Origin of the sequence: Enterovirga aerilata, assembly GCF_013044135.1 — a bacterium.
GTDB classification, from domain to species: domain Bacteria; phylum Pseudomonadota; class Alphaproteobacteria; order Rhizobiales; family Beijerinckiaceae; genus Enterovirga; species Enterovirga aerilata.
Genome location: NZ_JABEPP010000006.1, coordinates 215,447 through 241,052, shown reverse-complemented (window position 1 = coordinate 241,052; position 25,606 = coordinate 215,447). Strand labels below are relative to the sequence as shown.

The window sequence follows — 25,606 nt, the reverse complement described above, 5'->3', positions numbered from 1 at the left end:
TCAGCGCGCCTTCTCGAAGAGCGACACGGGCACCTCGATCATCGGCTCCATGTCTGCGGGATCGAAGATCATCTCGCCCGTGTCCGGGCAGCGAACGCGGCGGTCCTTTCGACCGTCATGGCATACGTCGAGCGTTGCCATGCGGGCCGGCGTGAGCCGAGCGATGTAGGTGCCGTCCTTAACCTTCACGGCGAGATAGAACGGCACGTCGGCGCGCTCGCAGAGGAGCGCCGCGTGCGCGAGCTTGTTGAGCGAGATGCGGTAGACGCCCTCGCGCTCGAAATCGGCCCACGCGAATTTCCGCGAGCGGTCCTTGTATTCGACAAAGCAGCGTAGATAACGCGGGCGCACGCCGTCGTGGGTGCTGTAAACCGCGAAGTCCACGCGATAGGCCATGCTCAGCTTCTCGACATGGCATGAGGGGAAATACTTGGCCGCGAGCCACCGTGCGAAGTCTTTCTCGCTTTCACGGTCGGCGGCAGTCTCGTAAACGGGGCGTCTATGCACGCCGAGGCCCTCCGTAACGGGGGTTGATCGGACGGGAAGACGGGAAGGCGGATCGGCCGAAGCCGATCCGCGAGCGCCTCAGTAGTGGCGCAGGTCCGAGCGGTTCAGGTCACGGACCACGAGCGACAGGAGAATGCCGCCGAGCGTGACCGGGCCGACGATGCAGCCGGCGAGAAACCACACGAAGGCCATGGGCCTAGTCCCAAGCGCCGTCGTCGGCATCCATCTCCTCGGCCACCTCGTCGAAGTCCGACGCGGCCGTGGTGCGCCCGCCGAGCGGGGTGTCGTGGCGGAGAAGCTGCACGTTGCCGAGCCCGAGCGTGACGCCGCGCGTCTTGTTGGCGTAGCCGTAGGGCCGCACCGAGATCCGCGCCCACCGGCCGGGATACACCTCGCGGGACGAGGTGACGGGCTGCTTCATCGCGTCCACGATCTCCGGGCCGGCGTCGTCGCCGCTCGTGCTCGCCGAGATGACGAACCACCCGTCGAACTCAGGGCCGTAAAGGCGCGAGCCGTCCGCCGCGCGATAGCACTCCTCGGCCTTCTTGATGACCTTATCGGGCGTGCGCACCAGGTCGCCCTTCGGCCACTTCGCCTTGTCCTCGCCGAACTTCTTGATCCACGCCGCCTTCAGGCGATCCTTCAGGAGCGTGAAGTCGTAGGTCGGCGGCAGCAACAGGCTCGTGTTGTAGCGCGGGCCATTCTCCGTCTCCTGCGGCTTCAGGAGGTGCGGGTAGCTCAGACGACCGGGACCGAGAAGAATAACACCGTTCCTTTCAACACTCATGGCAGTACCTTTGTTTTATTGGTGACGCTGACGGTAATACGGGATCAGGGTGTCAGCAGTGCCCCGATCTTCTCGCGGATGCTTTCCGCAAGGATGGCCTCGTTGCGGTGCTCCTCGGCTTCCGCGCGGAGCCGTTCGGCCTCGGCCTGCTTTTTCGCGGCCTCGTCCATGTGAACGGTCGCGCAGTCGGCAAGCTGCGCCACCGTGCTCTGAAGCGCCGCCGTGATCTCGGCGACCTTCGGCGGGGTCTTCGTCCCGAACAGGATCATGTGGCTCTCCATCATCGTGACCCGACAGGGAACCGGCCCTTGTCGAGTTGTTGCTGAACGGCCGCCGGATCGACCATCTCCTGCACCGTGCCCTGCTGCCCGCTCGCGGGTGGCGGAGGCGTCACGATGGGATCCTGCCGGGCGACCTGAAGCGGGATGTCGGTCGCCGACAGAACGAGGTTGCCGGGCACGGCCCGGAGCGCGACCTGCGCCGGGTGCCCGTTCAGCATTTCGGCGAAGGCCGCGATGGGCGCCGCGAGCACCTTCATGGCCGCGCCGACGTTCCCCACGTCGAGCCCGCGCACGAGCGCGAATTTGGCGAGCACCTCGACGGCCTCGGGCACCTTCTGCGCGAGGCGCACGAGCCCCTCGGGCGTCGGGTTGGCGGGGTCGATGTCCTCCAACTTGATCTCGGGTTTCTCCACGTCACACCTCCTCGGGAACGGCCGCGAAGTCGTCGGCCGCAGTCGTACGCACCACCGACACAGGGGCCGGTTTGCGCTCCACCATGTCGGCAAGGTCGATCTCCTCGCCGACGTGGATCTTGGCGAGCCGCTCGGCCTCGGCCGGCGACACGAGCTTGCGCGGCGCCGCGAGATCGGCGGGGATGCCCCACTCGACGAGTGCCTCGTAGGCGGCCTCGGGGTTGCGCCACGTGCGGTTGCCCTCGCGACCGCGCTTCAGTTCGTAGCCGGGCACCGCCTCGCCGCCCTCGATCCGTCGCCGGGCTTCCTCGCGCACGGCCGCGATCCACGCCTCGATCACGTCCGCAAGGCGCAGGACGGCCGAGAGGTCGGGATCAGGCATGTCGGCGGCCGAGCCGAACTCAAGGCGGGCCTGCTCGCGCACCCATTCGCGCAGGGCCGGGCACTCGGCGCGGGCGAGGCAGAAGCGGCAATGGCTGCCGGCGGCGAGCGGCGCATCGTCCAACTCGGCGACCATGGCCTGCTTGAACAGGTCGTGCGCGAGTTCGAGAAGCTCCGTCACGGCGACGGCCCGGCGCTTCACGCCGCCGAACCGGGGCTGCACGATCACGGTTTCGAGGTCGTGGACACCGGCCGGCAGTTCGATGTTGCCGACCGTAACCTTGCCGCCGAGCGCCACAATGGCGCCGAGCATGTAATAGCCGAGTTGCGGGTTCAGGGCGCCGTCGTAATCGACCAACACCTCGACGCCGGCACCGCATTTCAGGTCGTAGACCGTGAGCTTGCCGCCCGCGACCACGATGCAGTCGGCCGTGCCGAAGAATTCGGGATGCAGGTCGGGGATGCTGACCTTTTGCTCGACACGGAAGCGATCCCACCGGACATCACCCCATTCGAGATCGGCGGCAATCGTGTGGACGTATTGCTGCACCACCTCGATCTGTTCGGTGGTCAGGCCGTAGTCCGGCCACGCGATAGGGTCCTTCGGGTCGTGCCGGAACACCGAGAGGGCAGAGGCGGCAGCCTCGTGCAGGCGGGTGCCTTCGGCCGCCCACGGCGTCTCCGGGTTCGGCTTGCCTTCTGACAGGCGGATGGAGCCGGGGCAGCGGAGCCACCGATGCGACGCCGAGGCGCTGAAGCGCGAATGGCCGGTCATCGACCAAACCCCCATAGCTCGCCCCGCGTGACGAGCGTGCCGTCGAGGCCGCTGCATTGCAGGATCGTGAGATCGGCGTCGCCGTAGGCGACAAGGCAGGACGGGGCGCCGCCGTTGTGTTCGGCACGGCTGCCATCCGGGCGATGGAAGGTCAGACGGCCGTGCAAGAACAAAATGCCGGTCGCACGGCCGAACACCGTCTCCTGAAACACATCCGTCTCGGTCCGCGCGAAGATCAGGGCCGTGCCGTGGTTGTGGATTGCCATGCGACGCATCCACGGGCCGATGATGTTTGGGCCGCCATAGGGCGGATTGAGCCACACGCGGCCCTTCCACGGGTGCGCGAGCCCGTCGTCCTCGACGGTCAGATGGCGTTTCGCGGTCGGCCACGGGCGCGGTTCCGAGCACGCTGCCGGATCGAGGTCGAAGCTCTCGGCGCCGCCGAGCGCCTCAAGGATCTCGGGCGGCGTGAGCCACACATGCGTCTCGGGGACGGGCGAGTGGTGGCCGCCCATGCCCCGCCGTTCGGCGAGCGCGGCGGACATCACAGGCTCGCGAGAAGCTTGGCGGCGATGTAGCCGAGCCCGGTCCCGATGCTCCCGACGAGAAGCAGGGTGCCGAGGAAACGGCCAAAACGCGCAATGACGGCGCGGGTAGCGCGGTTCGTGCTCATGGCAGGGTCATTTGTTATGTTGTAACATCACGGAGCGAAGTGGGTGGCGCGGCCGACCGCAACAAGCCGCGCCACCCTCGCGCGGGGTGGCCCCTACACCCCCGCGCTACAGGTCGAACTCGACGAGCATCCACGAATGGCTCGGCCACTCGGGCTCGCCGTATTCGACGCAGTTCCGCCACACACGGCAGAAGCCGATCTTCTGCGCCGGCATCACGACACCTCCTGCTTCGGCGCGGCCTCGATCTCCCGGCACCGTTCCGTCACCTCGTCCGCCACCTTCAGGAGGGAGTGGACGATGGTGTTCGGGTCGATGCCGGCGCCGACGAGGCGGTTCACGACGATGCGGAGAGCTTCCGTCACGTCGCTCGGGTGGACGGTTTCGACCATCACGGCACGAGTTCCGCTTCACGCCGGGCGGCGTGGATCGCCGCCATGGCGTCGGCCGCGAGGATGTTGGCCTTGCGGACGAGGAGGGTACGCAGTTCCTTCGACGGCTCGCCCGTCTCGCCCTTGCCCGCGATCAGGTGAACCTCAACCTGCACCACCGTCTCTTCGATCTCGGCCGCGTTCTTCGGCGGCTTCAGGTCATCCATGCGGTGCGGCAGCCGGAACAGCGTGCGGTCATAGACGTGGACCTTGATCTCGGGCTGCATCGGCTCAGCCCTCCACGTAGGCCCGAAGCTCGGCGGCGAGCTCGCCGTACTTCTCCTCGGGCACGTTGCGGAGCCCGTCGCCGTACTTGCGGATCACCGCCTGCGCGGCCTGCGCCTTGCCGGGATGCTTCGCCGAGTAGAGGTTCAGGAGCGCCACGACATCGGCCTTGGTTGCGGCCGGCACCTCGGGCATCTCGGGCTCGTCCTCGATAGGATCGTCCCAATTCGGCCCCTCGTCGGCCTTGGCGCCCCGGATGGCCTCCGTCACGGTCGCGGCACGGTCCTCGCGCCGATCTTCCGGGTTGGCGCGGATCTCAGGCTGCGGCCCCTCGGCCTTCGCCTCGGTTCCCTCGGCCCTCGGCTTGCGACCGCGCCGCTTCGGCGCCGTCACCTCGACCCCGGCCTTCTCCGCGACTTCCTCGACGCGAGCCTGCACATCTTCGGGCGTCGGCGCGGCCGGATCGGGCGCGAACGCGATCTCGTCGCCGGTCAGGACCGGATCGCCCATGAACGAGGCAGCGTGCATCACGGCCATGAAGGCGTCGAGCCGCGTCTTCGGATCGGTCGCCGTATCCTTGCCGATGGCAAGCATCCCGGCGAGGCATTCGGATTTAACGGTGTTCAGGTCAAGCATTTTGGGGCACCTCATGGCTGCATGATATTGGCGATTATCTTCGCCTTACGAGCGAGTGCTTTCTGCACGCGCTCGTCTATGCTCCCCGCAAGGGAAGCAAAGCTCACATGGACGGGTCGCGTCTGCCCTGAGCGCCACAGGCGCCGGACGCATTGATCGTTCATCACCTCGGACCACGACGCCTCGGCGAAGATCGCGCGAGCGCAGACGGTCTGAAGCCCGTCGAGCCCGATGCCGGCGGCGTCGATATTGCCGATGAAGACGCGGCAGCGCGGCTCGTTGATGTAGAGGTTCTTGCGCGCCTCTTTGGTGGCCGGCGCCATGCCGCCCGTGTAGAGCACCGGGTCGAAGCGCGAGAGCCGATGGTAGAGGATGTCGAGCGCCTGAAGGTGGTGCCCGAACACGGCGATCTTGTCCCGGCCGCCGTCGAGTTCGTCGGCGATGGCATCCGCCACGGCCGCCGCCTTCGCCTCGGCGATCAGGCGCCGTTCGGTCGCGAGCGGCACCGCAAGTTCGTCGAGCCCGGCATCCGCGTCGAGGCAGCGTTCGATCTGCGCGAGCGCCTCGGGCGAGAGCACGGGCGTGTAACCGCGCTTGATGCCGGCCGGCGTGAGCGGGATCGTGTCAATCGTCGGCGTCGCGAGGTCGAGCACGTCCGTCGAGCGGAGCACCTGCATGAATGGTGCGAGGTTCTCGCGGAGGTCGTCGAGGTTCTTCGCGCCGACGATCTTCTCGCCGAACCCGTCGTGCTTCGTGATGCAGTACCGATCCACCCACTCGTCGTAGGTCAGCGGCTCGTCCGCATCGTTCAGGACGGCGAAGGGGAAGAGACGCGAATAGTGCGTCCACAGGTCGGCCGGATGCGCGACCACAGGCGAGCCGGTCGCAACCCACACACGGTCGGCCCGGCGGAAAAGCGCGCCGTTGGAGGTCGTGCGGGCGCCGTAGATCGCCTTCGTGCGGCGCGCGTCGCGGCTCTTGAGGTAGTGGCCCTCGTCGAGCACGAGCGACCGCCACCGACGCTTGAACGCGGAGCGGAACAGCCGCACGTCGCGCTCGTCGCCCGCGATGCCATTGTAGGAGGCGATCACGATGTCCGCGCGGTCGTCGATCTCGGGATCACGGCCCTCGATCACCTGCACCCTGAGCGTCGGGTCGAAGTCGAGTGCAGAATTGCGGACCTGCAACCGCAGGTGGGCCGGGCAGGTGTAAAGTTGTGGGAACCCGACGCGCGCCCCCGCGCCGATCAAAGCGAACGTCTTTCCGACGCCGGGTTCCCACGCGAGGATCGCGGATCGGTCCCGAAGGAAGTCCACGCCCTCGATCTGATATGGCCGGAGATCGACCACGACGGATGTACCCCGCTGCGAAAGGTGTTCACGCGCGCGGCGCGGATGCGCCACACGGAATGCTTCGCAGAGATGCCGGGAATACGGTTGTCATGGTTCACCCTCGGCTCGGTTTACTCGGTAACGACGGCGGGTTTTCCCGCCTCATGGCAGTACGGCGCAAATCATTAGTGTTCACGTCCGTGTGAGTTGGATACCCGAAGGCGGCGTTTTCGCAAACCCTGTTATGCGGGTATCGTCTTTCATCGAATACCGCGAATAATCGTGGAAGTTGAAGCGGTTAACGATGATGGGTGATTGTAAACGGTGGGGGTGGTGTCCTGCGACAAGTCGTCATCGTTTCGAGGTTCCATAGGAATTCGGTCTGTTCACGGTTCGTTCTCTTAGTCTTTCATTCCTATGTGTCAAGCGAAAAAGGCCCGGCGCGCACGAGGCGGCCGGGCTAAGTCTCTGCCATGAGGTCAGTGGGAAAACCCACCGCCGACCTGAACCTCGCGGCCTTTCGGCCCATCGGCGGGGGTGAGGGATCGGCGCCATGCGCCGATCCGACCTGTGAAACTCTACGCGGCGGCCACAACCTAGTGCAGCACATGGCGGGGGCCGCGCTTCTGATCTAGCGCAGACCTGCCGGGCGGTGGATCGCCGAGGTAGTCATAGGCGATATTGAAGTTCGGCAGGCGTGCGTTGCGCGCGTCGCGCTCGGCAAGTCGGGCGGCGGCGTCGCGCATGAACTGCGCGCGATCCTCCTCCTGCGCTTCCTCGAAGCGGCCGTTAGCACGATACACCCAATCTCGCAACGTGGATCGCGGCACGTTCAGCAGCCGCGCCGCCTCCGCCATGCCGTGCAGGCGGGACATTTCGATGGCACGGGCGCGCACCTCGGGCGGCCATTCTTTCACGGTTTGCATGGTGACGGTTTCCGCATCGTCGGTGAGAGGAAAGGGGAGTGGGCGCGGCCTCCCTGCCGCGCCCGATCTCGGGTTACGCGGCGCGCTTGCGGCGCGTGCGCTTCGGCGCCTCGTCGGGCACCTCGTCGAGAGACGCGGCGCCGCTCTCGGCTTCGCGGGCCTCGGCTTCGGCGAAGAACATCTTCTGCGCCTCGTCGTCGCCGTTGCCCTCGAACTCGTTCACGCTCTCGGCCTCGGGCCGCTCGTCGTAGGGCGGCTCGGGCGTATGCGGCACCGGCTCGTCGTGCGGTGCCGCCTCGGCCTCGTAGTCGGGCACCTCCTGCCCTTCGCGGTAGGTCCGGGCGAGCCCGCTATCCGGGTTCGCGGCCTCGCCGAAGTCGCGCCGGTCCTCGTGGAACTCGCGCGCCCAATCAATGCCGGGCGGCACGACGAACCGCTTGCCGGCGGCGAGGTCGGCCGGGCCGTACATGATGGCGGACATCGCCCGTTCGAGCGCCTCATTCTCGTCCGCCGCGCCCTGCGCGGCGTCGAGGCCCTTGCGCACGAGATCCTCGGAATAGCCGTAGGCGCGCATGAAGTTCGCCACGGCGTTCATGTTCACGTTCATAGGAATGTCCTCACAAGTTAAGGGAGTGTGCGGAATATATACCCACTCCGCACGGCTGTTGCGAGGTCAGGCGGGAGGTGGGGCAGGAAGAGGGCGCCAGTGGGTCGGAACGTTCTGTCCAATCCCAAACCGCTCCTCTTCTTCTTCGGGGTATCTCGGATCGTCGCCGATCAGCCAACACGTCCAAGGCTCAAACCAATGAGCTATGACGTGATGCCGGCCCCGAAGGAGCAACAGAACATCCGTCCCGTCCTTCGGGGCCGTCTCGGTCAGGCAGAGCCCATGACGGGGGCGGAGATGAACTCGCGCCGCTGCTTGTTCTCGGGCGAGTACCACGCCCGTGCCTGCGCGAAGGCGAGGTCGATATTCGCCCGCACCGCCGTGCAGAGCGCGTCCGCGAACTCGGCCTGCGAATGCGGCCCGATCAGCTTCGGCCGGTCGGCATCGCGTATCTCGGGGTCGAAGGTTTCGCCGGCCGCGATCCGTCCGACCGTCTGACCGAAACAGGACGCCATGAGATGCGCCACGCCCTCGGGATTGATGCCGGCGCGGCAGGCGATGTCCATCATGGCGGCGAGGCCCTGCGAAACCTTATCGCAGAGGTCGGCGAGGAAGGCGCCCTCGGGGCTATCGACCGTCACAGCGGCGAAACCCTTGGGCGTGGGAAACTCGGTAGTCATGGCAGCGTGTCCTTTCCTTCGCCCGTCCATTCGGGCTGTTGTGGTCGCCGGAATGGCGCCACGGTGGGGGGCCGGCGCACCGGCCACCGGCCGTGGCGTCATTCGTTCGTGTACAGAACAGACAGGTAGCTCTCCCCTTGCTCAGCCGCTCTCAACTGCGACGGTGCCGCGATCATCTGAAACCCCTGTGGCTCGACTTCGACGACGTAGCGAACAGAGCCGCGTTTTGTCCAATATACGTCGCGCACTTCGCCGAACCATCGCGCCTCTCCCGTGAATTTCACCACCTTGTCACCTTTGATAAACTTTGGCGTGCGCTCGTCCGCACAGCCCATGCTGCGGTTATCCTGCACGGCTAGCCCTCCTGATCTGAGCCACAAGGTTACGTGTATTGAATTCTTGATGTTCGGTGCCGCGCGTTCGGCAGGTGATGCCGGCGAAACGGCCGTCGATGAACACCTTCAGGTGCCGCTTGCCACCCACGATGCGGACAGACTTGCCGCACCGGGCTAGGGCGTCCCGCGCCTTCGCGTTTCGTATGGTCGGGCCTCTCATGGCGGAGCCTCACAGGCAGATGGCGAAGGCCGCGCCGATCATCGCGAGGGCGGCGAGGGCGACCGAAAACGTCGCCACGATCACGGTTGCGGCGGCATGCGCCTGCGCGTCGAGAAGGACGCGACGGGCCGCAGAAACAGCCCCATGAATGTAGATGTCAGGCATCACGCGCGGCTTTCCGCGAACCTGAACAGGTCGCCCGTGTACGGACACCGGGGCGCGGGCGCCTCGTAATCGGGATCATCCGCCCGGATCTCGGCAAGCTTCTCGTCGCGGGCCTCGTTCACGGCCGCTTCAACCGCCTTCCAATCGACGGCTTCGCTCCAATCCCAATAGAAACCGCCGTCGTCCGTGATGGCGTAGAACACGCGCCACGTGACGCCCTCTTCGCTCCGGTCGTCTTCAGGCAGGCAGGCCCGCAGGAGCGTGCCGAGTTGGTTGTGGTCCCATTCGGTCACGTCGTCCGGCCAATCGGCGAGGTCGGGCGAGTAGAAGGAAATGAACCCGCTGCGGGATGTGTGGCGCTCTCGCATCACTTCGGCGAGGCGGTCAGGATCGACCATCGCCCGCAGTTTGCGAACCGTATCGACCGGGCACCGCGCGAAAACTCGATCCGTCTCGAAATTGTATTCACGCGGGCTCGTCGTCTCCTCAAAGACGAAGCCGGGATTGAACCCGAGCATCTCTTCGGCAACAAGGTTGAACCCGTCAACCCATGCCTTCGCGACCCGTTCGTGCGCCACCGAATAGTCGGTGTGACGCATGAGGATGTCGCCGTATTCGAAGGCGTCTAGCCTAAGCTCTTCCGGCACGCCTTCCTCGGCTTGCCTGTGCTCGGCGAAATACTCGATCTCTTGCTCTTCCACGTAGTCGAGTTCGTCCGACAGGATCGAGTGATAGAAGCCGGGAAACGGGATCTCGATTGAGACGGTATCCATCGGTGTGACCTCTTGGCAGTTGCCCGGTTCGTCGTGATCCGCGACCCGTGGCGTCATCGTGTGTATCGGGTATCGGGTATCACCGCAAGCGGTTTTTGCACGATACCCGGATTTTTATTTGCTGTGGTGCGGTGCTGTTAGGCGGCGATCTCGCGAGCGATCTCGCGAATGACGCCATCAGCCGCGATAGCCTGCCCGGTCGTCGTGCGAGCCCAAACGGCCGGGAAGCCGGCGAAGTCATAGGCGACGCGCTCGCCCGCTTGTTCGAGGCGCCGGGCGAGCCATCCCGACACCGCCCAATGCTCGAACACCTCCCACTCATAAGGCTCGACGCCTTCGGCCTCGCACGCGGCCTTCGCTGCGGCTTCCTTCGTGCCGAAACCTTCGTGGCGCATCCCCTTCAGGTCGGCATAGAAGAGGGAATTGCGCTCCCGGATCTCGATGCCGGCTTGCAACGCGGCCTCCTCCCAATCCTGAACGGGAGCGCAGAGTTCTAGGGCTTCCTCCGTCAGTTCCGCCAATGCCGAACGGCGGCCTGAGATAGGGTTGCCCGTATCGCCGTAGCCCTCCGCGAGGGTCGAAACGAGGGACGAGAGGCAGGCAATCACCTCGTTCTGAACGAGGCGCCGCGCGGCTTCGTCAATGCGGATTTCGAGCGTGCGGTTGTCGGTGTTCATCGTGTGACCTCTTGGCAGTTGCGGCGGGCTCTAGCGGCCCGTCTTGTGACACTATGTATTTCGGGTATCACGAGAAGACAATACCCGATTTACGGCTTTTTTGTCCTACCCTACTCGGGACCGTGTGAGACGAGCCGTGCAACCTCTGCCATGAGGCAGAGGAAGCACGCCCATGCGAGGAAGGTTGCGGCTTCGATCATGCCGCGAGTTCCTCGGCGAGTTCGGCCACGCGGGCTTTCGCATCGTCGAGAGCTTCCGGGAGAAGCTCATTCGCGACTTCGGCGAGATAGTCGCCCGCGTCGCTTTCGATCCCCCAAAGGGAGGCCGAGCCGAGTTCGATCCCGGCCTTGAAAACGGTCACGACAACGCCGCACCAATGCCATTCGCCGCTGCACCATGCCTGAAGGCGCCGGAAATCGGCCTCTGCCGCACGTGCCGCATAGGCGCGCGCCGTCTCGCCTTTCTTCCGTCCGCCCTCACATCCCCATCCGTCGCGCAACGCGATGCGCACGGCCTCGGCGAAGTCATAGAAGCGCGCGTTGCTACCATCCGAAACGAGAAGCCGTTCACCGGGCGATTTCGCCGGGCGCCCGTGCCGGTAGCTCGCACGGCGCCAATCGGTCACGGGGCCATGGCCGTCGTGCTCTTTCCACGGCTCGCCCATGCTGTCGTCATACTGAATGCGCGCCTGCGCAGTGTAGCCGCCGGGAAGCTCTAAAGTCGCGGCCGGGCCATAGGTGCAAAGGCCCGAGAAGGCGGGAAGAGACATCGCTGTAACCTCTTGGCAGTGTCGCGGCGCTGTCTCGCGCCGTCGCGACACCATGTATATCGGGTATCGGGAGGGGAGGCAAGAGGGCAGGCGAAAAACTCGATCCGACCCGAGGCAAATTGCGGAAATTGAATTGCGCGAATTTCGGCACGCGCCGATTTGGGCGTGGCCTTAAGGCAGCCTCGGGAGATCACCCGATTCTCAGGCGCCATAACGTGTTGAAATATAACGCTCTTTTGAGCTTGCCTTATATGCCTTACCCTACCCTACCTTATAAGGATGGATGGTATAATAGAGGAGGTATAGGGGGGATATAGGGGAGTTGTACGGGGAGGTAGGAAAAAGGCAAAGCAAGGCAGGCTTCTAAGGCAAGCCGCGCGGGGCTCGTGCCGGGGTCGGTGCGGGGTGGGGCGAGAAATTGACCGTTTCGGGTATTGCGCAGCGTGCCGTCGTCACTGAATATCGTCCTATGACGACGCGGTATGTGATTGGTTGCGATCCGGGATTAGGCGGGGCTTTCGCGGTGCTGCACATCGGTGATGACGGCGCGGCTATTGTCGAGCGGTGCGAGGATCTGCCGAAGGTCGGCGCCAAGGTGCGAGGCAAGCGCAAACAGAAGATTGACGCGGGCGGGCTCGTGCGGCTCGTCCGGGATCTCGCGGCGGCTCGTCCGATCTCGGGCGCAATTGTGGAAGCGGTCAATGCGGCGCCCGGCATGGGTGTTAGCGGCGCCTTCTCGTTCGGGCGAGGCGCGGGCATCATCGAGGCCGCGCTAATCGCGGCGGGCATCGTGCCGGAATTTGTGGCGCCCGCAGTGTGGAAGCGCGCCATGCGGGCGCCTGCCGATAAGCGGCTGTCGCGTGCTCGGGCAACGGAGTTGTTCGGCGGCTCCGATGCGCATTGGCCGCTGTCGCGACATGACGGGCGGGCCGAGGCCGCAATGGTTGCGCTCTATGGTGTAAAGGCCGGCGTCATATGAGCAATTCCACAGTTGTGGGGCGTGAAACCATTTCACAGTCTGAGATTGTGGAAACTAGCGGGAACTCGTCCGTGCCGATGCGCCGGCCTGACGGGAAGCTCGTGAAAGGCGGGCCGACGCTCAATCCGCGCGGCCGTGGCGCCGCGATGCCGAAGGATCTGCGGGAAGCGGCCCGCGCGCATACGGATGAAGCTCTCGCGGTCGTGCTCGAAGCAATCCGCGACCGCAAGCTCGCAATGAAGGTGCGGCTTCAGGCCGTGAACATCCTGCTTGATCGGGGATACGGGAAGCCGGTTCAGTCTGTCGAGGCAGACGTTAGGACTTTAAACCTACACGAGAGCCACCTGAAGGCGCTGCTAGACGGGAATGGGGTATCTTCGGGTACTGTGATTGACCATGAGCCCGCCTAAGTCATTGATAGATAAGGCGAGCCAACTTGCTTTTATGACAAGTGAACTCGCGAAGAGGCAGAAGGTGAGCGCCCCGAAGGCAGGCAAGCGCGGGCGACGGGCCGGCAGGCCCGGAGGCCCCCCGGCCCTCGTCGGGTCCCTCGACCGCGCCTGCGAAAGCCGGGGGGATGATCCGCTACACCCCGCCAACGAAAACGCGACACCCGAGACCACCCCCCTCCCCCCGGCCCCGGTTTCCCCCGACACCCCGGCGGCCGAAAAAATCGCAGAAATCGCGCAGGAGACGCCCGAGGCGCCGGTGCCGGTATCCGAACACCCGCTCGAGCCCGAACGGCCGTCTGCGGACAATTCTAAAGCCCTGCCGCCCGATCCCGAGCCTGACGCATCCCCCGAAGTCGTGGACGCGTTCTTCATCGCGTTTCGGCGGCGCTATTACAACGATCCGGTCGGCCTCGTTAGGAACGTGCTGAAAGCCGAGCCGACCGAGGATCAGGAGGAGTTCCTGACCGCTCTCGCGCGCGGCGAGCGGCGGATCAGCATTCGCGCGGGCCATGGCGTCGGAAAATCGACCGCGTGCTCGTGGGGCATGATTTGGTTCATGCTGACGCGGTTCCCGCAGAAAACGGTCTGCACCGCGCCGACCGCCGGGCAGCTATTCGACGCCCTCTTCGCCGAGTTGAAGCGGTGGATCGCGGCCCTGCCACCCGTGCTGCGCGGCCTATTCGAGGTGTTCTCAGATCGTGTCGTCCTCCTCGCGGCACCCGAGCGGTCGTTTATCTCGGCCCGCACGTCGTCGGCCGACAGGCCCGAGGCCCTCGCGGGTATCCACGCCGAGCACGTCCTGCTGATTGTGGACGAGGCGTCGGCGGTGCCCGAGCCTGTGTTCGAGAGCGCCTCGGGTTCGATGTCGGGCCACTCGGCGCATACAGTCCTGATCTCGAACCCGACCCGCACGAGCGGCCTGTTCTTCAGGACGCACCACGAACTGAAAGGCTCGTGGTTCACGTTGCATTGGTCGTCCCTGAAGAACCGGCTCGTCAGCCCGGACTTCATCAAGCAGACGGCCGAGACCTACGGCGAGGAGTCGAATGCCTATCGGGTGCGCGTTCTCGGCGAGTTCCCGACGCGCGACGACGACACGCTCATTGCGGCCGAACTCGTGGACGCGGCGATTGTCCGCGACATCGCGCACGACCCGAAGAACACGATCCTGTACGGTCTCGACTGCGCGCGGTTCGGCGACGACAGGTCGGTGCTCTGCCGGCGGATCGGCAACGTCGTGCTGCCCCTGAAGGTGTGGCGAAACCTCGACACCATGGCGCTCGTCGGCGCGGTCGTGAACGAGCTTGCTGAGGACGGCATTCAGGCGCGCTCGGACAAGCCCTACGAGATCCTCGTCGATAGCATCGGCATCGGTGCCGGTGTCGCGGATCGCCTGCGCGAACTCGGCTTCAACTGCCGCGACGTGAACGTGTCTGAAGCGACCGCCATGAACCCGAAGGCGGCGAAGCTTCGCGACGAATTGTGGCTCGCGGTGCGCGATTGGCTGCGCGCGCGAGCGTGCAAGCTGCCACAGGACGACGACCTTCGGCAGGAACTCGTCTCGCCGACCTACAGCTTCACCTCGAACGGCAAGCTCAAAGTCGAGGGCAAGGCCGAAATGAAGAAACGCGGCCTGCGCTCGCCCGACCGCGCCGACGCTTTGTGCCTCACCTTCGCGTCGGTGGCGTCGCGTGTGGGCGGCACAGGTTCGCATTGGGTGCGGGGGCAGCCGCTCAAACGGAACATCAAGGGGGTTCGGTGATGATCGACCTGCCGCGCCACGTGAAGGTCGGCTACAAGCGGTATCGGCTGCGCAGGATGTCCGAACGCGAGGCTCGCGAGGACAAGAGCTACGGCTATTGCGACAACGACGCGAACGAGATCGCCATTTGCACGGACGGCGTGAGCCGTGACGAGGCCCTGAACACCCTTCTGCACGAGATCCTGCACGCCTGCTTCTATACGGGCTACGTGCTGCCCCTCGGTGAGACGCCGAACGAGGAGCATATCGTGCGGCGCCTCGCCAATCAGCTTCAGGCCGTGTTCTACGACAACCCGAAGATCGCGGCCTTATTCGCTAGGAAGATTTGACCACCCGCCCCTTTCCGGGTGTAGGAATGGCTCCCTATATCCGTCCGGTCACGGCGAGGAGGAAGCACCCCTGACATGGCAGGGAGACGCGACAATGACAGGGTAGGAGCGACAACGCCCGAGCGTGCGCCTGCGGACGGCGACGAGTATCTCGCCACGCTTGGGAAGCTCGCCGACGACGCTATCCGCTACATGGATGAAGTCGTCACGCCTGAAATGGAGCAGGCGACTGAATACTACCGGGGCGACCCACTCGGCAACGAGGAGGATGGCCGGTCGCAGGTCGTGATGACGGAGGTTCGGGACGTAGTGCAGGCCATGGTCCCGAGCCTCCTGCGAATTTTCACGGGCTCGGAACGGGTCGTCGAGTTCATTCCGACCTCGGAAGAGAAGGTGCCGCAGGCCGAACAGGCTACGGATGCCGTCAACTACCTCTTCTACGGCGAAAATCAGGGTTTCCGGGTCCTCTACAACGGTTTCAAAGACGCTCTTGTGCGCAAGATCGGCGTCCTCATGTGGTGGATCGAGCACAAAGTCCGCGTCGAGGAACTCGACTACTCGGATATGACGGCCGAGGAGGTCGATATTCTGCGCTCGGAAGAGGGTGTGACTATACTCGACGAGGTGCAGCAGACCGAAACGGTGCCATCTGACGATCCTCTGCCGCCCGAGATGCTCGCGGCGGGCCAACTGCCGCCTCCCGAGCCCCTTTTTCGCGTCCGTGTGCGCCGCGAGACGACCGAAAAGCTGATCCGGGCGACGACCTGTCCGCCCGAGGAGTTCTTCGTCTCCGTGGACGCCCTCGACGAGGACGACGCGAAGATCATCGGCCGCCGCCGTGATCTCACTGTCTCCCAACTCGTCGAGATGGGGTACGACGAGGGGGAGATCCGCGCCAACATGGGTTCCGAGGACCGTCTGCGGTTCTCCCCTCTGCGCACGGCACGCGCCGAGACGGACTATCCGGTCAACGAGAACGGCGGCGACAGCGCGCACGACGAGGTGACGTTCTTTGAAGCCTACGTCCTGATCGACCGCGACGGCGACGGCATCGCCGAGCGGCGCCGCATCCGGGGCATCAACCCGACGAACCCCTACATCCTCACCGATCCCGAGACGGGCGAGCCGGACGACGTTCTGTGGTCCGATGAGGTGCCGTTCGGGCTCCTCTGCCCCGATCCCGAGCCCCACAAGATCGTCGGGTTCTCCATCGCCGATCAGGTCATGGACCTTCAGGAGATCAAGACGGCCGTTGTGCGCAACACGCTCGACAGCCTCGCGAACTCCATCCACCCGCGCACGGTGATCGTCGAGGGGCAGGTCAATGTCGATGATGCCCTGAACACCGAGGTCGGCGCCATCATCCGCGCTCGCGCGCCGGGCATGGTGCAGGAACTCGAAAAGGCGTTCGTCGGGCAGTATTCGCTCCCCCTCCTCGCCTATCTCGACGACACGAAGAGCCGGCGCACGGGTGTGACGGATGGGCCGAACGGCGTGAACGCCGATGCCCTCCAATCCTCGACACAGGACGCCGTGCAGGCCGTCACCACGGCCGCACAGGAGCGGATCGAGATGATTGCCCGGATCTTCGCCGAGACGGGCATCCGGCGCCTCATGCGCGGGCTCCTGCGGCTCGCGGTGCAGCATTCCGACAAGCCGCGCATGGTGCGGCTCCGAAACAAATGGGTGTCCGTTGATCCCCGCGTGTGGGACGCGGACATGGATGTGTATGTAAATATCGGCCTTGGCCGAGGCACGGATCGCGACCGCCTTCAGCTTTACATGATGATCGCCGCCAAGCAGGAGCAGATCATTGCGGCTGCCGGTCCCGCTAATCCTCTATGCAATGTCGGCCATCTTCGCAACACCTATGCGAAGATCATGGAAATTGGCGGTGAGCGAGACATCACCAAGTATTTCGCGCAAGTGGATGCAGCGGCAATACCCGCCAACCAAAATCAGCAACAGCCGCCCGACCCGACCGCCATTCTCGCACAGATTGAGGCGCAGAAGCTTCAGATCCAAGCGCAGGCGGAGGCGATGAAGCACGAGCGCGAGGTGCAGGCGGAGCAGAACCGCATGGCCCTCGAAAACGCGAAGCTCGCGCAGGAACGCTACCTGAAGATGGCCGAGATTGAGGCCCGCTACGCGGTGAACCTCCGCGAGCAGGAGATCAACGCCGCCATTCAGCGCGAGCGCGACACCGGGCAGATCACGAACCGGCTCACCGAGATCATCGTGCAGCGCGCCTACGACGAGGAGGAGGGCGAGCGCGCCCGGTCCTTCGACGCCGAGCAGCGCGAGCGCGACCGCGCCCTGAAGCTCTTTGAGGGTGAGCGCGGCCGTGAGGAGGCCGCGCGGGCGCAGCAGAGCCGACAGGAGGCCGCGTGATGCGCTCGCAAGACGACGTGAAGCAGCAGGTCGCCGAGGCGCAAGCAAAGGCGCACGCAGCCAAGGTTCTGATCGACAACCCGACGCTGCGGGCCGCCTTCGAGCGGCTCTATAAAGACTACATCGCCGCGTGGACCACCTCTTCACCTGAAGACGTGGAGAAGCGCGAGATCGCCTACTTCAGGCTCCGTGCTCTCGCGGACCTCGAAGCAGACCTCGAAGCGGTCGCGAACGGCGGCAAGATCGCCGCCTTCAATAATCGCCGCACGGGGACTTGAAACTAACCTGCCATGAGGACATTTTCCTATGACCATCGAGACCACCGATAACTCCGCCCACGGGCAGGAGACCGGAGGCCACGAAGCCACCGTTGCGGCTTTCGAGCGGCTCTTGGGAGGCGGTAGCGCCCAACCCGAGCCGAAAAGGAAGCGCCCGGAGGACGACGAAGCCGACGCCGACGAGGCGGAGGCGCTTGAGGCCGAGGACGAGGACGAGACGCCTTCCGAGACCGAGGCAGACGACGACGAGGCCGACGAGGCCGACGACGGCGACGCCGAGGACGACGAAGGTTCCGAGGACGAGGCCGACGACCAAGATGGCGAGCCCAAGGCCGCCGAACTGAAGCCGGACACGCCCGTCACCGTCAAGATCGACGGCAAGGAGGTGCAGGTCCCGCTCAGCGAGGCGCTCGCGGGTTATCAGCGTCAGTCGGATTACTCGCGAAAGACGGCCGAGCTTGCCGAGGAGCGCAGGGCGTTCCAAGCCGAGGCACAGGCCGTCCGAACGGAACGCGCGCAGTACGCGACGCTCCTGACCGCCCTCTCCGAGCGCCTTCAGGCGTTCGAGGTGAAGGCGCCTGATCCGTCGCTGCGGCAGACCGACCCGCTTGAGTATGCGGCTCAGTGGGCGGCCTACGAGCAGTATAAGGAGCAGCAGGACGCGATCCGCGCCGAAAGGCAGCGGCTCGCGCTTGAGGAGCAGAGGGCACAGGTGCAGGCCATCAACGAGTTGGTCGCGCAGGAGCGCGAACGGCTCTTGGAGGCAGTGCCGGCATGGCGCGACAAGCAGGTGTGGGAGCGCGACAAGGCCGCGATGCGTGAATACGGGCTGAAGCTCGGGTTCACCGCCGAGGAATTGGCGCAGGCAACCGACAGTCGAGCCGTCGTCGCCCTATACAAAGCGATGAAATACGACCGCCTCATGGCGAAAAAGGGCAAGCCGGTGGCACAAGCCAAGGCACCCGCGCCCCTGAAGAGCGGTTCGTCGAACAAACCCCCGCAGCGCGCCACCGAACGGTCCAAAGCGATGAAGCGTCTCGCTCAAACCGGCAGCGTCCAAGATGCTGCTAAGGCGATGCAGTTCCTCCTCGGGTAATCGAGGAGGTCGGAAGCAGGGTTTCACAGTATGCCCAAGGTACAGAACGCTTACACTACGCGGGACGCCAAGGCGAACCGCGAGGATCTGAGCGACATCATCTACAACATCGACCCATTCGATACGCCGTTTTTCACGATGGCGGGTCGCCGGAACGTCCGAAACGTCATCTTCGATTGGCAGACTGAGAAGCTGCCGGGTGTGGACATTGGGAACCGTCGCGTCGAGGGCTTCGTGCTCGACCGGCAGCCCTCCACGCCGACCATCCGCCTGTCCAACACCGTGCAGATCTCCGAGCGCGACGCCACCGTGTCGGGCACGCAGGAGGCGGTGGACGCGGCCGGCAAAGGTTCGGAGATGGCGCATCAAATGGCGCTCGCCGGCAAGGCTCTGAAGCGGGACATGGAGAGCATTGCGCTCGGCCCGCAGCCGCGTATCGACGCGACGGACGACAACACCGCCCGGCAGACCCGTGGCCTTGAGCATTGGATCAAGACCAACGTGAACGCCGGGGCCGGCTATGTCCCGCCGGACGACGCCTACGACACCATCGTGGACGGCACGCAGCGCGTCTTTACGGAGGCCCTGTTCCTCGACACGCTTCAGATGGCCTACGACAACGGCGCCGAGCCTACGGAAGCCTTCATCGGGTCGTGGAATAAGCGGGTGTTCACCGGCTTCGCCGGCCGCAACAACTCGCAGGTCATGGTCGGTAAGAGCGAGGTCGTCAACTCCGTTGACATCTATGCTTCCGACTTCGGCCGCATCCGCACGCGCCCGAGCCGGTGGCACCGTCAGCGCACGGTGCTGATCCTCGATCCGAACTACGTCAAGATCGCGTTCCTGCGGAACTTCCGTACCCGCGATATGGCGAAGATCGGCGATGCCGAGACGAAGATGCTCCTCGCCGAGTGGGGCGTCGAGGTCGGCAACGAGGCGGCCCACGCGAAGATCGCGGACCTGACGACTTCGGCCGCGTAGCGCAACGATATAGTGTTGCGGTTGGGGAGACGCCGGAAAATGGCGGGACTGAGATCGGCCCCGCCCTCCTCGCTTCCTTCAGGACAAGAACAATGGCGACGCAGCAGACGGTCTATGAGGCGCGAGGCACACTGAAACGCATCCTCGTGAACGACCCGCTCGACGGCTTCTATGGGCAGTTCACGGCCGTGGCCGAGCAGGAATGCGAGCCCCTGATCGAAGAGAACAAGGCGCTGCGCGAGATGCAGACGGGCAAGGAACGCTTCCGGCTCGTCGCTCGCGTCCCGGTGCCGATTTACGAGCAAGCCCTTCGCGAGGGTTGGGCTTACGACGACGCCAAGTGGCGGAAATGGCTGAACGACCCGGATAACCGGGCCTTCCGGGTCAGCGAGGAGCGCGTCTGATGGACCTGTCCACCGGCCCCGGCCTCGTCTCCGCCATCGCGACTTTCTTGAACCGGGAGGATCTCACCAATGAGATCCCCGGTTTCGTGCGTCTCGCAGAGGCATCGTTCAATCGCTCGCTGCGCGTGCCTGAGATGCTGAAGCGCGTCGGGACGGAGGCTGAGGGAGCCCGCGTGAAGCTTCCGACCGACTTCCTTGAAGCGAAGAGCCTGACCATCGCGGCCCCCGGCCACCTCGCCGGGATCACGCTCGGCTATCAGCCTGTGGGCGAGCGGACGGAGTACGTCGGTCGCTACCCTGACGCGACCCGGCCTCGGTTCTTCGGGATCGAAGGCGATCATTTCGTGATCGCGCCCTACCCGCGCGGCGGCGGTACTGTGTCGGTGGAGCTTCTCTATTACGCGCGGGTGCCTGCACTCGACCTGAACACGCCGGGAGCGAAAACTTGGCTCCTGACGAAGAGCCCGGATCTCTACCTGTACGGCTCTCTCGTCGCGAGCGCGCCGTTCCTTGCCGAGGACGCGCGCGTGCAGACGTGGGCGACGCTCGCCCTCAACGCCCTAAACGAACTCAACCTTCAGGCGGAACGCTCGGCTACATCCGGCGGCCCGCTGAACGCACGACGGAGGACATTCGGGTGAGCTTCACGAACTACCTCGAACAAAAGGTGCTTGATCACGTCTTCGGCGCGGGCACCTACGCGAAGCCGACGCTCTATGCGGCCCTCTTCACGACCGCGACGGGCGAGGCCGGCGGCGGCACGGAAGTCTCGGGCGGCGGCTACGCGCGGCAGCCTATCGGCGCCATGACGGTTTCCGGCACCGCGCCGACGCAGGCCGTGAACGCCTCCACGTTCGAGTTCCCTGTCGCGACCGCCGATTGGGGCACCATCACGCACGCGGCGATCTTCGACGCGCCGACCGGCGGCAACATGCTCGACCACGCGCCGCTTGCCGCTTCCAAGCGCATCGACAACGGCGACGTGTTCCGCTTCCCGGCCGGCGCGATCAAGGTCACGCTCGAATAAGCCATGTACGCCTACGGCCTCGGCGACTACGGGGCAGGCGTATATGGCCTGACGCCGATCATCGACGCCTCGCGGGCGTCGGATAGCGTCAGCGCGAGCTTCGCGGCCGGTGCTCTTTATGCGCGTGGCGGCCTCGGATCGGTCGTCACGAGCGGCACCACGGCCTCGGCGACCCGCCTGAAGCTCGGTAGCGCACTCTCGACCGTTCTCTCCGCCGACACGATCTTCGGCCACGGCATCAAGTCGGGTGGGCGCGATAGCCCGTCCCTGTCGGGAACGGATCTCGCCGGCCTGCGCGTGCTGATCGGCACGGCCACGGCCGAGATCACCGTCTCGGCGTCCGAGATGCGGGGCGGCTTCTTCCTCGCAGGCGACATCACGTCGAACGCTGTCACGGCCTCGGCGATGCAGGCCACGGCCCTGTCCCTCGGGTTCCGTACCGGCTCGACGGTGAGCGGCGCCGATCTCGCCGGCTACCGGACGGCGGCCGGGGATCGCACGTCGGTCAACAATTCGACCGCTGCGCTCTTCGGGACGCGCATTTTGCTCTTCGGGCGTATTGGGAATGCAGTCTCAGGCGCCCTATATATTCCTACGGCCCGGTTCATCGCCGCCGTCACCTCGGCGGCCGTGTCGGGCGCGGATTTCGCCGGCCGCCTCCGGTGGGAGCGGTTCGAGGCGGTGCCGGCATCGTGGGCCGACCGGCCGGGCGTGGACGAGGAGTGGGAGGAGGAAGGCAGTCAGGACGCCGTGTGGGCCCAAGAGCCCGGTTCGGCGACGGCATGGCGGCCTATCGAAGGGGTTGATACGGAATGGCTGACACCTACACCGCCAACTACAATCTGACGAAGCCCGAGGTCGGCGCGTCCCGCGACACGTGGGGCACGAAGATCAACGCGAACTTCGATACGCTCGACGGGCAGCTCAAGGCGGTCAGCAACATTGCCAACGCCGCCCTGCCACGCACGGGCTCGACCGGCAATGTCAGCTTTACGGGCAACCTCGGCGTTACGGGCGACATCACCACGTCGCGCTCGGCGACGGAAGGCGTGATTTATCTCGGCGCGGACGGTCAGCGCTACCTGCACCGCGATCAGTCCGGCAACTACCATATGCCGGGCGGCACTCTGACGGTCGGCGGCTATCAGGTCGCGCGTCAGGGCGTCTTCGCCAATTTCAGCGACATGGGCATTGGCTGGGGTGAAGCCTACATCTTCGCGGACGGCCACGCACCTGTCATCCGCTCCGGCGCAAACCCGAACTACAGGTATTTCCGCTTCGACGCAGACGGTGTTTTCTACACGGCCGGCGTTTGGGCGAGCGCCAACGTCTCTGCCGGCGGCCGGCTGACCGCAAACACGAACAGGACCGACGGCGGCTATGTCGAGGTTTACGACAACGACGGCAGCCGCGCCTACCTCCACTACAACAACCCGAACTTCGGAATACTTCGCGCCGATGGCGGTTGGGGCTTCTACGGCACCAATGACGGGTTCTTTTGGGCCGGCTCTAATTATGGGTGGCTGCACGACTATGTGAACGCTCGGGCCGCCGCCCACGCCGCTACGCGCCCCGGCTACGGCTTCAACACCTTCAACGACTCGCAGCGGGTCGAGAAGGCGTGGCCGGCGTTCGAGCTGAATTGGTCCGGCGTGCGCCATTGGATCATGCAAATCTGGGACAACGGCGGGTGGCACCTGTATGACCAATCGGGTGGGAATTGGGCGATCGCGGTTACGACCGACCATCGCTTCCATATCCGTGAAGTCGGCGATGTCATCAATTGGGTGAACTCCGGCCTCGGAGCCCGCGCCGATTGGGGCTACGTCAACGGCTGCATCACGGACATCTATCTCACGTCGAGCAACGATTGGGCCTTCGGCAACCCCGGCATCGTCGACCTCGGCGGCCCGTGGGTGATGGTCGGTGCCGGCTACATCAACGGACACCCGCACGGCCGCTCGTGCATCCTTCAGCGCCGCTATCGCGACGGCGGCGTCTACAACATCGCCCGCACGTAAAGGCTGACACATGGAGAGCTTTGTCGCTGACAGCGTCGAGTACCTCGGGACGTTCTCACGGTACCGGCCCGACCCTTACCCGGAGAACGCACCCCTCAATGCGATTTGGCATCGCAACGAGGATGGCGAAGACTTCTGGGATGTAATCGAGTGGAACAACCCCGAACCCACCGGGGACCACTTTATCGGGATCACGGCTGACAACATCGTGCGAACGTCGGTTCTCGACGAGGATAGGATTTGGGATGGCGACTATTCGCGCCGGATCAGCTTCTTCCCGGAGAGCCCGGCCGGCACGATGCGCTGCTATCGCGTCAAGGGCCTGCCGAACCGGGGCGTCGATGCCCCCTACAACCTCCTGAAGTGGGATGGCGATCTGACGTTCTTCACGCCGCCGCCCGTGTCGGTGTCGCCCGCGCAGGCGCGCATTGCGCTCCACAGCGCAGGGCTCCTCGGGCAGGTGAAGCAGATCGCCGAGGATGATCCCGAGATCGGCATTTGGTTCGAGTACGCGACCGCGTGGGATCGCGCGAACCCCCATGTCAGCGACCTCGGGGCGGCCCTCGGCCTGACAGAGGCGCAGATCGACGACCTGTTCGTGACTGCTGCTGCCATCAACGTGTGACGTTATACCATGACGGACCCCCGCCTCACCCCTCAGTGGAAGGATGTTCTCGCCCGCGCGTGGAGCATCCGCCTCATCCCTCAGTGGAAGGATGTTCTCGCCCGCGCGTGGAGCATCCGCCTCATCCCTCAGTGGAAGGATGTTCTCGCCCGCGCGTGGAGCATCCGCCTCACCATCCTCGCGTCCGCTCTGTCGGGCGCGGAGGTGCTCATTTCCATCCTCGCTGACAACCCGCCGCTGCCGCGCGGGACGTTCGCCATCCTCGCCATGCTCGTCACGATGGGTGCCGGCATCGCCCGGCTCGTGGCGCAGCGCGACCTTCCGGGGGTCCAATGAGCACGTTCAAGGCACCCGCTGTCAGCGCGAAGCTCAAGAGCCGGGTGAAGCAGTCCACGGCGGCTGCGGCGCTCGTCGTTGCGACCCTGACCGGGTTCGAGGGCGTCCGCTACGTCGCCTACAAGGATAGCGTCGGCATCCCGACCATCTGCATGGGCGAGACGAAGAACGTCCGCATGGGTATGACGGCCACCCCGGCCGAGTGTGACAAGGCGCTGATCGAGCGCGCAAACGAGTTCGCGGCCGGCGTCGAGAGCTGCGTGCCCTCGGCGAAGGACATGCCGGTCGAGCGGTATGCGGCTCACGTCTCGCTCGCCTACAACATCGGCACCTCGGCCTACTGCAAGTCCTCGATCGCGCGCCTAACCAACGCGGGTGACGTGCGCGGCGGGTGCAACGCATTCCTTCTCTACGTCAAGGCCGGGGGCATCACCCTGAAGGGCCTTGTCAATCGCCGCAATGAGGAGCGGCGCATGTGCCTGAAGGGGCTTTGACATGCTGACAGCGTCCGCAATCGCCGGGTGGCTGATCCGATCCACGATCGGCCGCTCCATCCTCATCGCCCTCGCGGTGCTCGCCGCGTGGGCCGCCTACACCCACTACGTCGGGGAGAAGGCGCGCGAGGAGGTGCTGAACGAAATCCGACAGGAAGAACAAGCGAGGCTCAACAATGCGCTCGATGCCGCTGATCGCGCTCGCCGCGATGTCTCTGATCCTAGCCGGCTGCGTGACGACGACGGGTTCCGGCGACAGGACTGAGTGCAAGGTTTGGCGGCCGATCACGTGGTCCGCCAAAGACACGGATCAGACGATCCGTGAGGTCAAGGTGAATAATGCCTCCCGAAAGGCGTGGTGCGAGGAATAGACGATGTCGGAGGCCCTGAAGCAGTTGAAGTTCGATTGGACGATCAGCCTCGGGAACCTGCTCTCGATGCTGACAATCGTGGCGGGCCTCCTCGCTTACGTCTCGCACATCACTGAGCGGATCACCACGATCCGCCGCGATGTTGACGTGATTATCGAGCGCGGCTCCCCGCACGTCGGGGCGCTCGCCGCCTCGGACCAAATCCAAAATGAGCGGATCAAGATGCTCACTGAGGGTTACACCGACATGCGCAAGGCGCAGACCGAACTCATGTCGATCCTCTTGGCCATCCGCGAGGACATCGTGATCCTGAAGACGCGGTCCAACATCGACCCGCTCACCGACAAGCCCCGGTCGCAGCGCCGGGGTGAGGATCATCAGCGGTGAAAAACCCCCTCGCGCTCTCCTTCCCGCCGGGGATTGTCAGGGGCTCCTCGCCCTCGGCAACCGCCGGCCGTTGGTATGACGGC

The 25,606-nt window shown here is 65.1% G+C and carries 38 protein-coding genes; 18 read left to right on the top strand and 20 right to left on the bottom strand.

Going from position 1 to position 25,606, the window contains the following annotated elements:
• From HJG44_RS20655 to HJG44_RS20565, 20 genes are all read right to left on the bottom strand, one after another.
• Positions 1–507, bottom strand: a complete 507-nt coding sequence (locus tag HJG44_RS20655; RefSeq protein ID WP_171220229.1) for a hypothetical protein — start codon at positions 505–507, stop codon at positions 1–3.
• Between the two features lie 196 nt (positions 508–703).
• Positions 704–1,294 (bottom strand): ssDNA-binding protein, encoded by a 591-nt coding sequence (locus HJG44_RS20650; RefSeq protein WP_171220228.1) that lies wholly within the window; start codon positions 1,292–1,294, stop codon positions 704–706.
• 44 nt (positions 1,295–1,338) lie between these two features.
• The gene (locus tag HJG44_RS20645; protein ID WP_171220227.1) at positions 1,339–1,563 is read right to left on the bottom strand and encodes a hypothetical protein; all 225 of its coding nucleotides are present in this window, start codon (positions 1,561–1,563) and stop codon (positions 1,339–1,341) included.
• A gap of 11 nt (positions 1,564–1,574) precedes the next feature.
• Positions 1,575–1,988, bottom strand: coding sequence for a hypothetical protein (locus HJG44_RS20640; RefSeq protein ID WP_171220226.1), 414 nt, complete (start codon positions 1,986–1,988; stop codon positions 1,575–1,577).
• A 1-nt stretch (position 1,989) separates the two neighbouring features.
• Positions 1,990–3,144: a DUF2800 domain-containing protein gene (locus HJG44_RS20635; protein ID WP_171220225.1), complete on the bottom strand. Its 1,155-nt coding sequence runs from the start codon at positions 3,142–3,144 to the stop codon at positions 1,990–1,992.
• Positions 3,141–3,689 carry a DNA N-6-adenine-methyltransferase gene (locus HJG44_RS20630; protein WP_210261253.1) on the bottom strand — a complete coding sequence of 183 codons (549 nt, stop codon included), beginning with the start codon at positions 3,687–3,689 and terminating at the stop codon, positions 3,141–3,143. The genes HJG44_RS20635 and HJG44_RS20630 overlap by 4 nt, the downstream gene beginning before the upstream one ends.
• Positions 3,689–3,817, bottom strand: coding sequence for a hypothetical protein (locus tag HJG44_RS24095; RefSeq protein ID WP_281411556.1), 129 nt, complete (start codon positions 3,815–3,817; stop codon positions 3,689–3,691). The genes HJG44_RS20630 and HJG44_RS24095 overlap by 1 nt, the downstream gene beginning before the upstream one ends.
• A gap of 213 nt (positions 3,818–4,030) precedes the next feature.
• A complete protein-coding gene (locus tag HJG44_RS20625; RefSeq protein WP_210261252.1) occupies positions 4,031–4,207 on the bottom strand; it encodes a hypothetical protein in 177 nt (58 codons plus the stop codon).
• Entirely contained in the window at positions 4,207–4,473 is a 267-nt protein-coding gene (locus tag HJG44_RS20620) for a hypothetical protein (protein ID WP_171220223.1), read from the bottom strand. Before HJG44_RS20620 ends, HJG44_RS20625 begins: the two co-directional genes overlap by 1 nt.
• A gap of 4 nt (positions 4,474–4,477) precedes the next feature.
• On the bottom strand, positions 4,478–5,107 hold the full coding sequence (locus HJG44_RS20615; protein WP_171220222.1) for a hypothetical protein: 630 nt from the start codon (positions 5,105–5,107) through the stop codon (positions 4,478–4,480).
• A gap of 11 nt (positions 5,108–5,118) precedes the next feature.
• Positions 5,119–6,456: an SNF2-related protein gene (locus HJG44_RS20610; RefSeq protein WP_346767229.1), complete on the bottom strand. Its 1,338-nt coding sequence runs from the start codon at positions 6,454–6,456 to the stop codon at positions 5,119–5,121.
• A 578-nt stretch (positions 6,457–7,034) separates the two neighbouring features.
• On the bottom strand, positions 7,035–7,364 hold the full coding sequence (locus tag HJG44_RS20605; protein WP_171220220.1) for a transposase: 330 nt from the start codon (positions 7,362–7,364) through the stop codon (positions 7,035–7,037).
• Positions 7,365–7,437: 73 nt separating this feature from the next.
• Positions 7,438–7,971 carry a hypothetical protein gene (locus HJG44_RS20600; protein ID WP_171220219.1) on the bottom strand — a complete coding sequence of 178 codons (534 nt, stop codon included), beginning with the start codon at positions 7,969–7,971 and terminating at the stop codon, positions 7,438–7,440.
• A 66-nt stretch (positions 7,972–8,037) separates the two neighbouring features.
• Positions 8,038–8,307: a DUF551 domain-containing protein gene (locus tag HJG44_RS24490; RefSeq protein WP_430395082.1), complete on the bottom strand. Its 270-nt coding sequence runs from the start codon at positions 8,305–8,307 to the stop codon at positions 8,038–8,040.
• Entirely contained in the window at positions 8,241–8,651 is a 411-nt protein-coding gene (locus tag HJG44_RS20590; RefSeq protein WP_171220217.1) for a hypothetical protein, read from the bottom strand. Before HJG44_RS20590 ends, HJG44_RS24490 begins: the two co-directional genes overlap by 67 nt.
• Before the next feature lie 98 nt (positions 8,652–8,749).
• Positions 8,750–9,004 carry a hypothetical protein gene (locus tag HJG44_RS20585; RefSeq protein WP_171220216.1) on the bottom strand — a complete coding sequence of 85 codons (255 nt, stop codon included), beginning with the start codon at positions 9,002–9,004 and terminating at the stop codon, positions 8,750–8,752.
• A gap of 211 nt (positions 9,005–9,215) precedes the next feature.
• On the bottom strand, positions 9,216–9,371 hold the full coding sequence (locus HJG44_RS20580) for a hypothetical protein (RefSeq protein ID WP_171220215.1): 156 nt from the start codon (positions 9,369–9,371) through the stop codon (positions 9,216–9,218).
• Positions 9,371–10,144, bottom strand: a complete 774-nt coding sequence (locus HJG44_RS20575) for a hypothetical protein (RefSeq protein WP_171220214.1) — start codon at positions 10,142–10,144, stop codon at positions 9,371–9,373. The genes HJG44_RS20580 and HJG44_RS20575 overlap by 1 nt, the downstream gene beginning before the upstream one ends.
• A gap of 137 nt (positions 10,145–10,281) precedes the next feature.
• Entirely contained in the window at positions 10,282–10,821 is a 540-nt protein-coding gene (locus tag HJG44_RS20570) for a hypothetical protein (RefSeq protein WP_171220213.1), read from the bottom strand.
• A gap of 196 nt (positions 10,822–11,017) precedes the next feature.
• Positions 11,018–11,590 carry a hypothetical protein gene (locus tag HJG44_RS20565; RefSeq protein ID WP_171220212.1) on the bottom strand — a complete coding sequence of 191 codons (573 nt, stop codon included), beginning with the start codon at positions 11,588–11,590 and terminating at the stop codon, positions 11,018–11,020.
• Positions 11,591–12,059: 469 nt separating this feature from the next.
• On the opposite strand from HJG44_RS20565, the gene HJG44_RS20560 reads away from it, so the two are divergent.
• The 18 genes from HJG44_RS20560 to HJG44_RS20475 all read left to right on the top strand — a co-directional run bounded on the left by HJG44_RS20560 (position 12,060) and on the right by HJG44_RS20475 (position 25,523).
• A complete protein-coding gene (locus HJG44_RS20560) occupies positions 12,060–12,569 on the top strand; it encodes a RuvC family protein (protein WP_171220211.1) in 510 nt (169 codons plus the stop codon).
• Positions 12,566–12,979 (top strand): hypothetical protein, encoded by a 414-nt coding sequence (locus HJG44_RS20555; protein WP_171220210.1) that lies wholly within the window; start codon positions 12,566–12,568, stop codon positions 12,977–12,979. Before HJG44_RS20560 ends, HJG44_RS20555 begins: the two co-directional genes overlap by 4 nt.
• 64 nt (positions 12,980–13,043) lie before the next feature.
• Positions 13,044–14,783 carry a terminase large subunit domain-containing protein gene (locus HJG44_RS20550; protein ID WP_171220209.1) on the top strand — a complete coding sequence of 580 codons (1,740 nt, stop codon included), beginning with the start codon at positions 13,044–13,046 and terminating at the stop codon, positions 14,781–14,783.
• Positions 14,783–15,112, top strand: a complete 330-nt coding sequence (locus HJG44_RS20545) for a hypothetical protein (RefSeq protein ID WP_171220208.1) — start codon at positions 14,783–14,785, stop codon at positions 15,110–15,112. The genes HJG44_RS20550 and HJG44_RS20545 overlap by 1 nt, the downstream gene beginning before the upstream one ends.
• 75 nt (positions 15,113–15,187) lie before the next feature.
• Positions 15,188–17,503 carry a cell envelope integrity TolA family protein gene (locus tag HJG44_RS20540; protein WP_171220207.1) on the top strand — a complete coding sequence of 772 codons (2,316 nt, stop codon included), beginning with the start codon at positions 15,188–15,190 and terminating at the stop codon, positions 17,501–17,503.
• A complete protein-coding gene (locus HJG44_RS20535) occupies positions 17,503–17,781 on the top strand; it encodes a hypothetical protein (RefSeq protein ID WP_171220206.1) in 279 nt (92 codons plus the stop codon). Before HJG44_RS20540 ends, HJG44_RS20535 begins: the two co-directional genes overlap by 1 nt.
• A gap of 28 nt (positions 17,782–17,809) precedes the next feature.
• Positions 17,810–18,877 (top strand): hypothetical protein, encoded by a 1,068-nt coding sequence (locus tag HJG44_RS20530; RefSeq protein WP_171220205.1) that lies wholly within the window; start codon positions 17,810–17,812, stop codon positions 18,875–18,877.
• 30 nt (positions 18,878–18,907) lie between these two features.
• Complete coding sequence (locus HJG44_RS20525; protein WP_171220204.1) at positions 18,908–19,858, top strand: SU10 major capsid protein; 951 nt, start codon at positions 18,908–18,910, stop codon at positions 19,856–19,858.
• A gap of 92 nt (positions 19,859–19,950) precedes the next feature.
• The gene (locus HJG44_RS20520; RefSeq protein WP_171220203.1) at positions 19,951–20,262 is read left to right on the top strand and encodes a hypothetical protein; all 312 of its coding nucleotides are present in this window, start codon (positions 19,951–19,953) and stop codon (positions 20,260–20,262) included.
• Positions 20,262–20,903 (top strand): phage adaptor protein, encoded by a 642-nt coding sequence (locus HJG44_RS20515; protein WP_171220202.1) that lies wholly within the window; start codon positions 20,262–20,264, stop codon positions 20,901–20,903. Before HJG44_RS20520 ends, HJG44_RS20515 begins: the two co-directional genes overlap by 1 nt.
• The gene (locus tag HJG44_RS20510) at positions 20,900–21,289 is read left to right on the top strand and encodes a phage tail fiber protein (protein WP_171220201.1); all 390 of its coding nucleotides are present in this window, start codon (positions 20,900–20,902) and stop codon (positions 21,287–21,289) included. The genes HJG44_RS20515 and HJG44_RS20510 overlap by 4 nt, the downstream gene beginning before the upstream one ends.
• Positions 21,290–21,292: 3 nt before the next feature.
• On the top strand, positions 21,293–22,135 hold the full coding sequence (locus tag HJG44_RS20505) for a hypothetical protein (protein ID WP_171220200.1): 843 nt from the start codon (positions 21,293–21,295) through the stop codon (positions 22,133–22,135).
• On the top strand, positions 22,102–23,310 hold the full coding sequence (locus tag HJG44_RS20500) for a hypothetical protein (RefSeq protein WP_171220199.1): 1,209 nt from the start codon (positions 22,102–22,104) through the stop codon (positions 23,308–23,310). Before HJG44_RS20505 ends, HJG44_RS20500 begins: the two co-directional genes overlap by 34 nt.
• Before the next feature lie 10 nt (positions 23,311–23,320).
• The gene (locus HJG44_RS20495) at positions 23,321–23,935 is read left to right on the top strand and encodes a hypothetical protein (RefSeq protein ID WP_171220198.1); all 615 of its coding nucleotides are present in this window, start codon (positions 23,321–23,323) and stop codon (positions 23,933–23,935) included.
• 9 nt (positions 23,936–23,944) lie between these two features.
• Positions 23,945–24,271, top strand: coding sequence for a DUF7940 domain-containing protein (locus HJG44_RS20490; protein ID WP_210261251.1), 327 nt, complete (start codon positions 23,945–23,947; stop codon positions 24,269–24,271).
• Positions 24,268–24,765, top strand: coding sequence for a lysozyme (locus HJG44_RS20485; protein WP_210261250.1), 498 nt, complete (start codon positions 24,268–24,270; stop codon positions 24,763–24,765). Before HJG44_RS20490 ends, HJG44_RS20485 begins: the two co-directional genes overlap by 4 nt.
• Position 24,766: 1 nt before the next feature.
• The gene (locus HJG44_RS20480; protein WP_171220197.1) at positions 24,767–25,030 is read left to right on the top strand and encodes a hypothetical protein; all 264 of its coding nucleotides are present in this window, start codon (positions 24,767–24,769) and stop codon (positions 25,028–25,030) included.
• Between the two features lie 109 nt (positions 25,031–25,139).
• Positions 25,140–25,523 (top strand): hypothetical protein, encoded by a 384-nt coding sequence (locus HJG44_RS20475; protein ID WP_171220196.1) that lies wholly within the window; start codon positions 25,140–25,142, stop codon positions 25,521–25,523.
• The last annotated feature ends 83 nt before the right edge of the window (positions 25,524–25,606 follow it).

Coding starts and splice junctions, on each gene's coding strand:
- HJG44_RS20480 (WP_171220197.1), top strand. CDS start 24,767: ATGCTGACAGCGTCCGCAATCGCCGGGTGGCTGATCCGATCCACGATC.
- HJG44_RS20580 (WP_171220215.1), bottom strand. CDS start 9,371: ATGCCTGACATCTACATTCATGGGGCTGTTTCTGCGGCCCGTCGCGTC.
- HJG44_RS20590 (WP_171220217.1), bottom strand. CDS start 8,651: ATGACTACCGAGTTTCCCACGCCCAAGGGTTTCGCCGCTGTGACGGTC.
- HJG44_RS20530 (WP_171220205.1), top strand. CDS start 17,810: ATGACCATCGAGACCACCGATAACTCCGCCCACGGGCAGGAGACCGGA.
- HJG44_RS20600 (WP_171220219.1), bottom strand. CDS start 7,971: ATGAACGTGAACATGAACGCCGTGGCGAACTTCATGCGCGCCTACGGC.
- HJG44_RS20520 (WP_171220203.1), top strand. CDS start 19,951: ATGGCGACGCAGCAGACGGTCTATGAGGCGCGAGGCACACTGAAACGC.
- HJG44_RS24095 (WP_281411556.1), bottom strand. CDS start 3,817: ATGAGCACGAACCGCGCTACCCGCGCCGTCATTGCGCGTTTTGGCCGT.
- HJG44_RS20475 (WP_171220196.1), top strand. CDS start 25,140: ATGTCGGAGGCCCTGAAGCAGTTGAAGTTCGATTGGACGATCAGCCTC.
- HJG44_RS20625 (WP_210261252.1), bottom strand. CDS start 4,207: ATGGTCGAAACCGTCCACCCGAGCGACGTGACGGAAGCTCTCCGCATC.
- HJG44_RS20650 (WP_171220228.1), bottom strand. CDS start 1,294: ATGAGTGTTGAAAGGAACGGTGTTATTCTTCTCGGTCCCGGTCGTCTG.
- HJG44_RS20555 (WP_171220210.1), top strand. CDS start 12,566: ATGAGCAATTCCACAGTTGTGGGGCGTGAAACCATTTCACAGTCTGAG.
- HJG44_RS20535 (WP_171220206.1), top strand. CDS start 17,503: ATGCGCTCGCAAGACGACGTGAAGCAGCAGGTCGCCGAGGCGCAAGCA.
- HJG44_RS20545 (WP_171220208.1), top strand. CDS start 14,783: ATGATCGACCTGCCGCGCCACGTGAAGGTCGGCTACAAGCGGTATCGG.
- HJG44_RS20490 (WP_210261251.1), top strand. CDS start 23,945: ATGACGGACCCCCGCCTCACCCCTCAGTGGAAGGATGTTCTCGCCCGC.
- HJG44_RS20525 (WP_171220204.1), top strand. CDS start 18,908: ATGCCCAAGGTACAGAACGCTTACACTACGCGGGACGCCAAGGCGAAC.
- HJG44_RS20500 (WP_171220199.1), top strand. CDS start 22,102: ATGGCTGACACCTACACCGCCAACTACAATCTGACGAAGCCCGAGGTC.
- HJG44_RS20515 (WP_171220202.1), top strand. CDS start 20,262: ATGGACCTGTCCACCGGCCCCGGCCTCGTCTCCGCCATCGCGACTTTC.
- HJG44_RS20645 (WP_171220227.1), bottom strand. CDS start 1,563: ATGATCCTGTTCGGGACGAAGACCCCGCCGAAGGTCGCCGAGATCACG.
- HJG44_RS20540 (WP_171220207.1), top strand. CDS start 15,188: ATGGCAGGGAGACGCGACAATGACAGGGTAGGAGCGACAACGCCCGAG.
- HJG44_RS20605 (WP_171220220.1), bottom strand. CDS start 7,364: ATGCAAACCGTGAAAGAATGGCCGCCCGAGGTGCGCGCCCGTGCCATC.
- HJG44_RS20630 (WP_210261253.1), bottom strand. CDS start 3,689: ATGTCCGCCGCGCTCGCCGAACGGCGGGGCATGGGCGGCCACCACTCG.
- HJG44_RS20635 (WP_171220225.1), bottom strand. CDS start 3,144: ATGACCGGCCATTCGCGCTTCAGCGCCTCGGCGTCGCATCGGTGGCTC.
- HJG44_RS20565 (WP_171220212.1), bottom strand. CDS start 11,590: ATGTCTCTTCCCGCCTTCTCGGGCCTTTGCACCTATGGCCCGGCCGCG.
- HJG44_RS20485 (WP_210261250.1), top strand. CDS start 24,268: ATGAGCACGTTCAAGGCACCCGCTGTCAGCGCGAAGCTCAAGAGCCGG.
- HJG44_RS20570 (WP_171220213.1), bottom strand. CDS start 10,821: ATGAACACCGACAACCGCACGCTCGAAATCCGCATTGACGAAGCCGCG.
- HJG44_RS20620 (WP_171220223.1), bottom strand. CDS start 4,473: ATGCAGCCCGAGATCAAGGTCCACGTCTATGACCGCACGCTGTTCCGG.
- HJG44_RS20495 (WP_171220198.1), top strand. CDS start 23,321: ATGGAGAGCTTTGTCGCTGACAGCGTCGAGTACCTCGGGACGTTCTCA.
- HJG44_RS20615 (WP_171220222.1), bottom strand. CDS start 5,107: ATGCTTGACCTGAACACCGTTAAATCCGAATGCCTCGCCGGGATGCTT.
- HJG44_RS20560 (WP_171220211.1), top strand. CDS start 12,060: ATGACGACGCGGTATGTGATTGGTTGCGATCCGGGATTAGGCGGGGCT.
- HJG44_RS20575 (WP_171220214.1), bottom strand. CDS start 10,144: ATGGATACCGTCTCAATCGAGATCCCGTTTCCCGGCTTCTATCACTCG.
- HJG44_RS20505 (WP_171220200.1), top strand. CDS start 21,293: ATGTACGCCTACGGCCTCGGCGACTACGGGGCAGGCGTATATGGCCTG.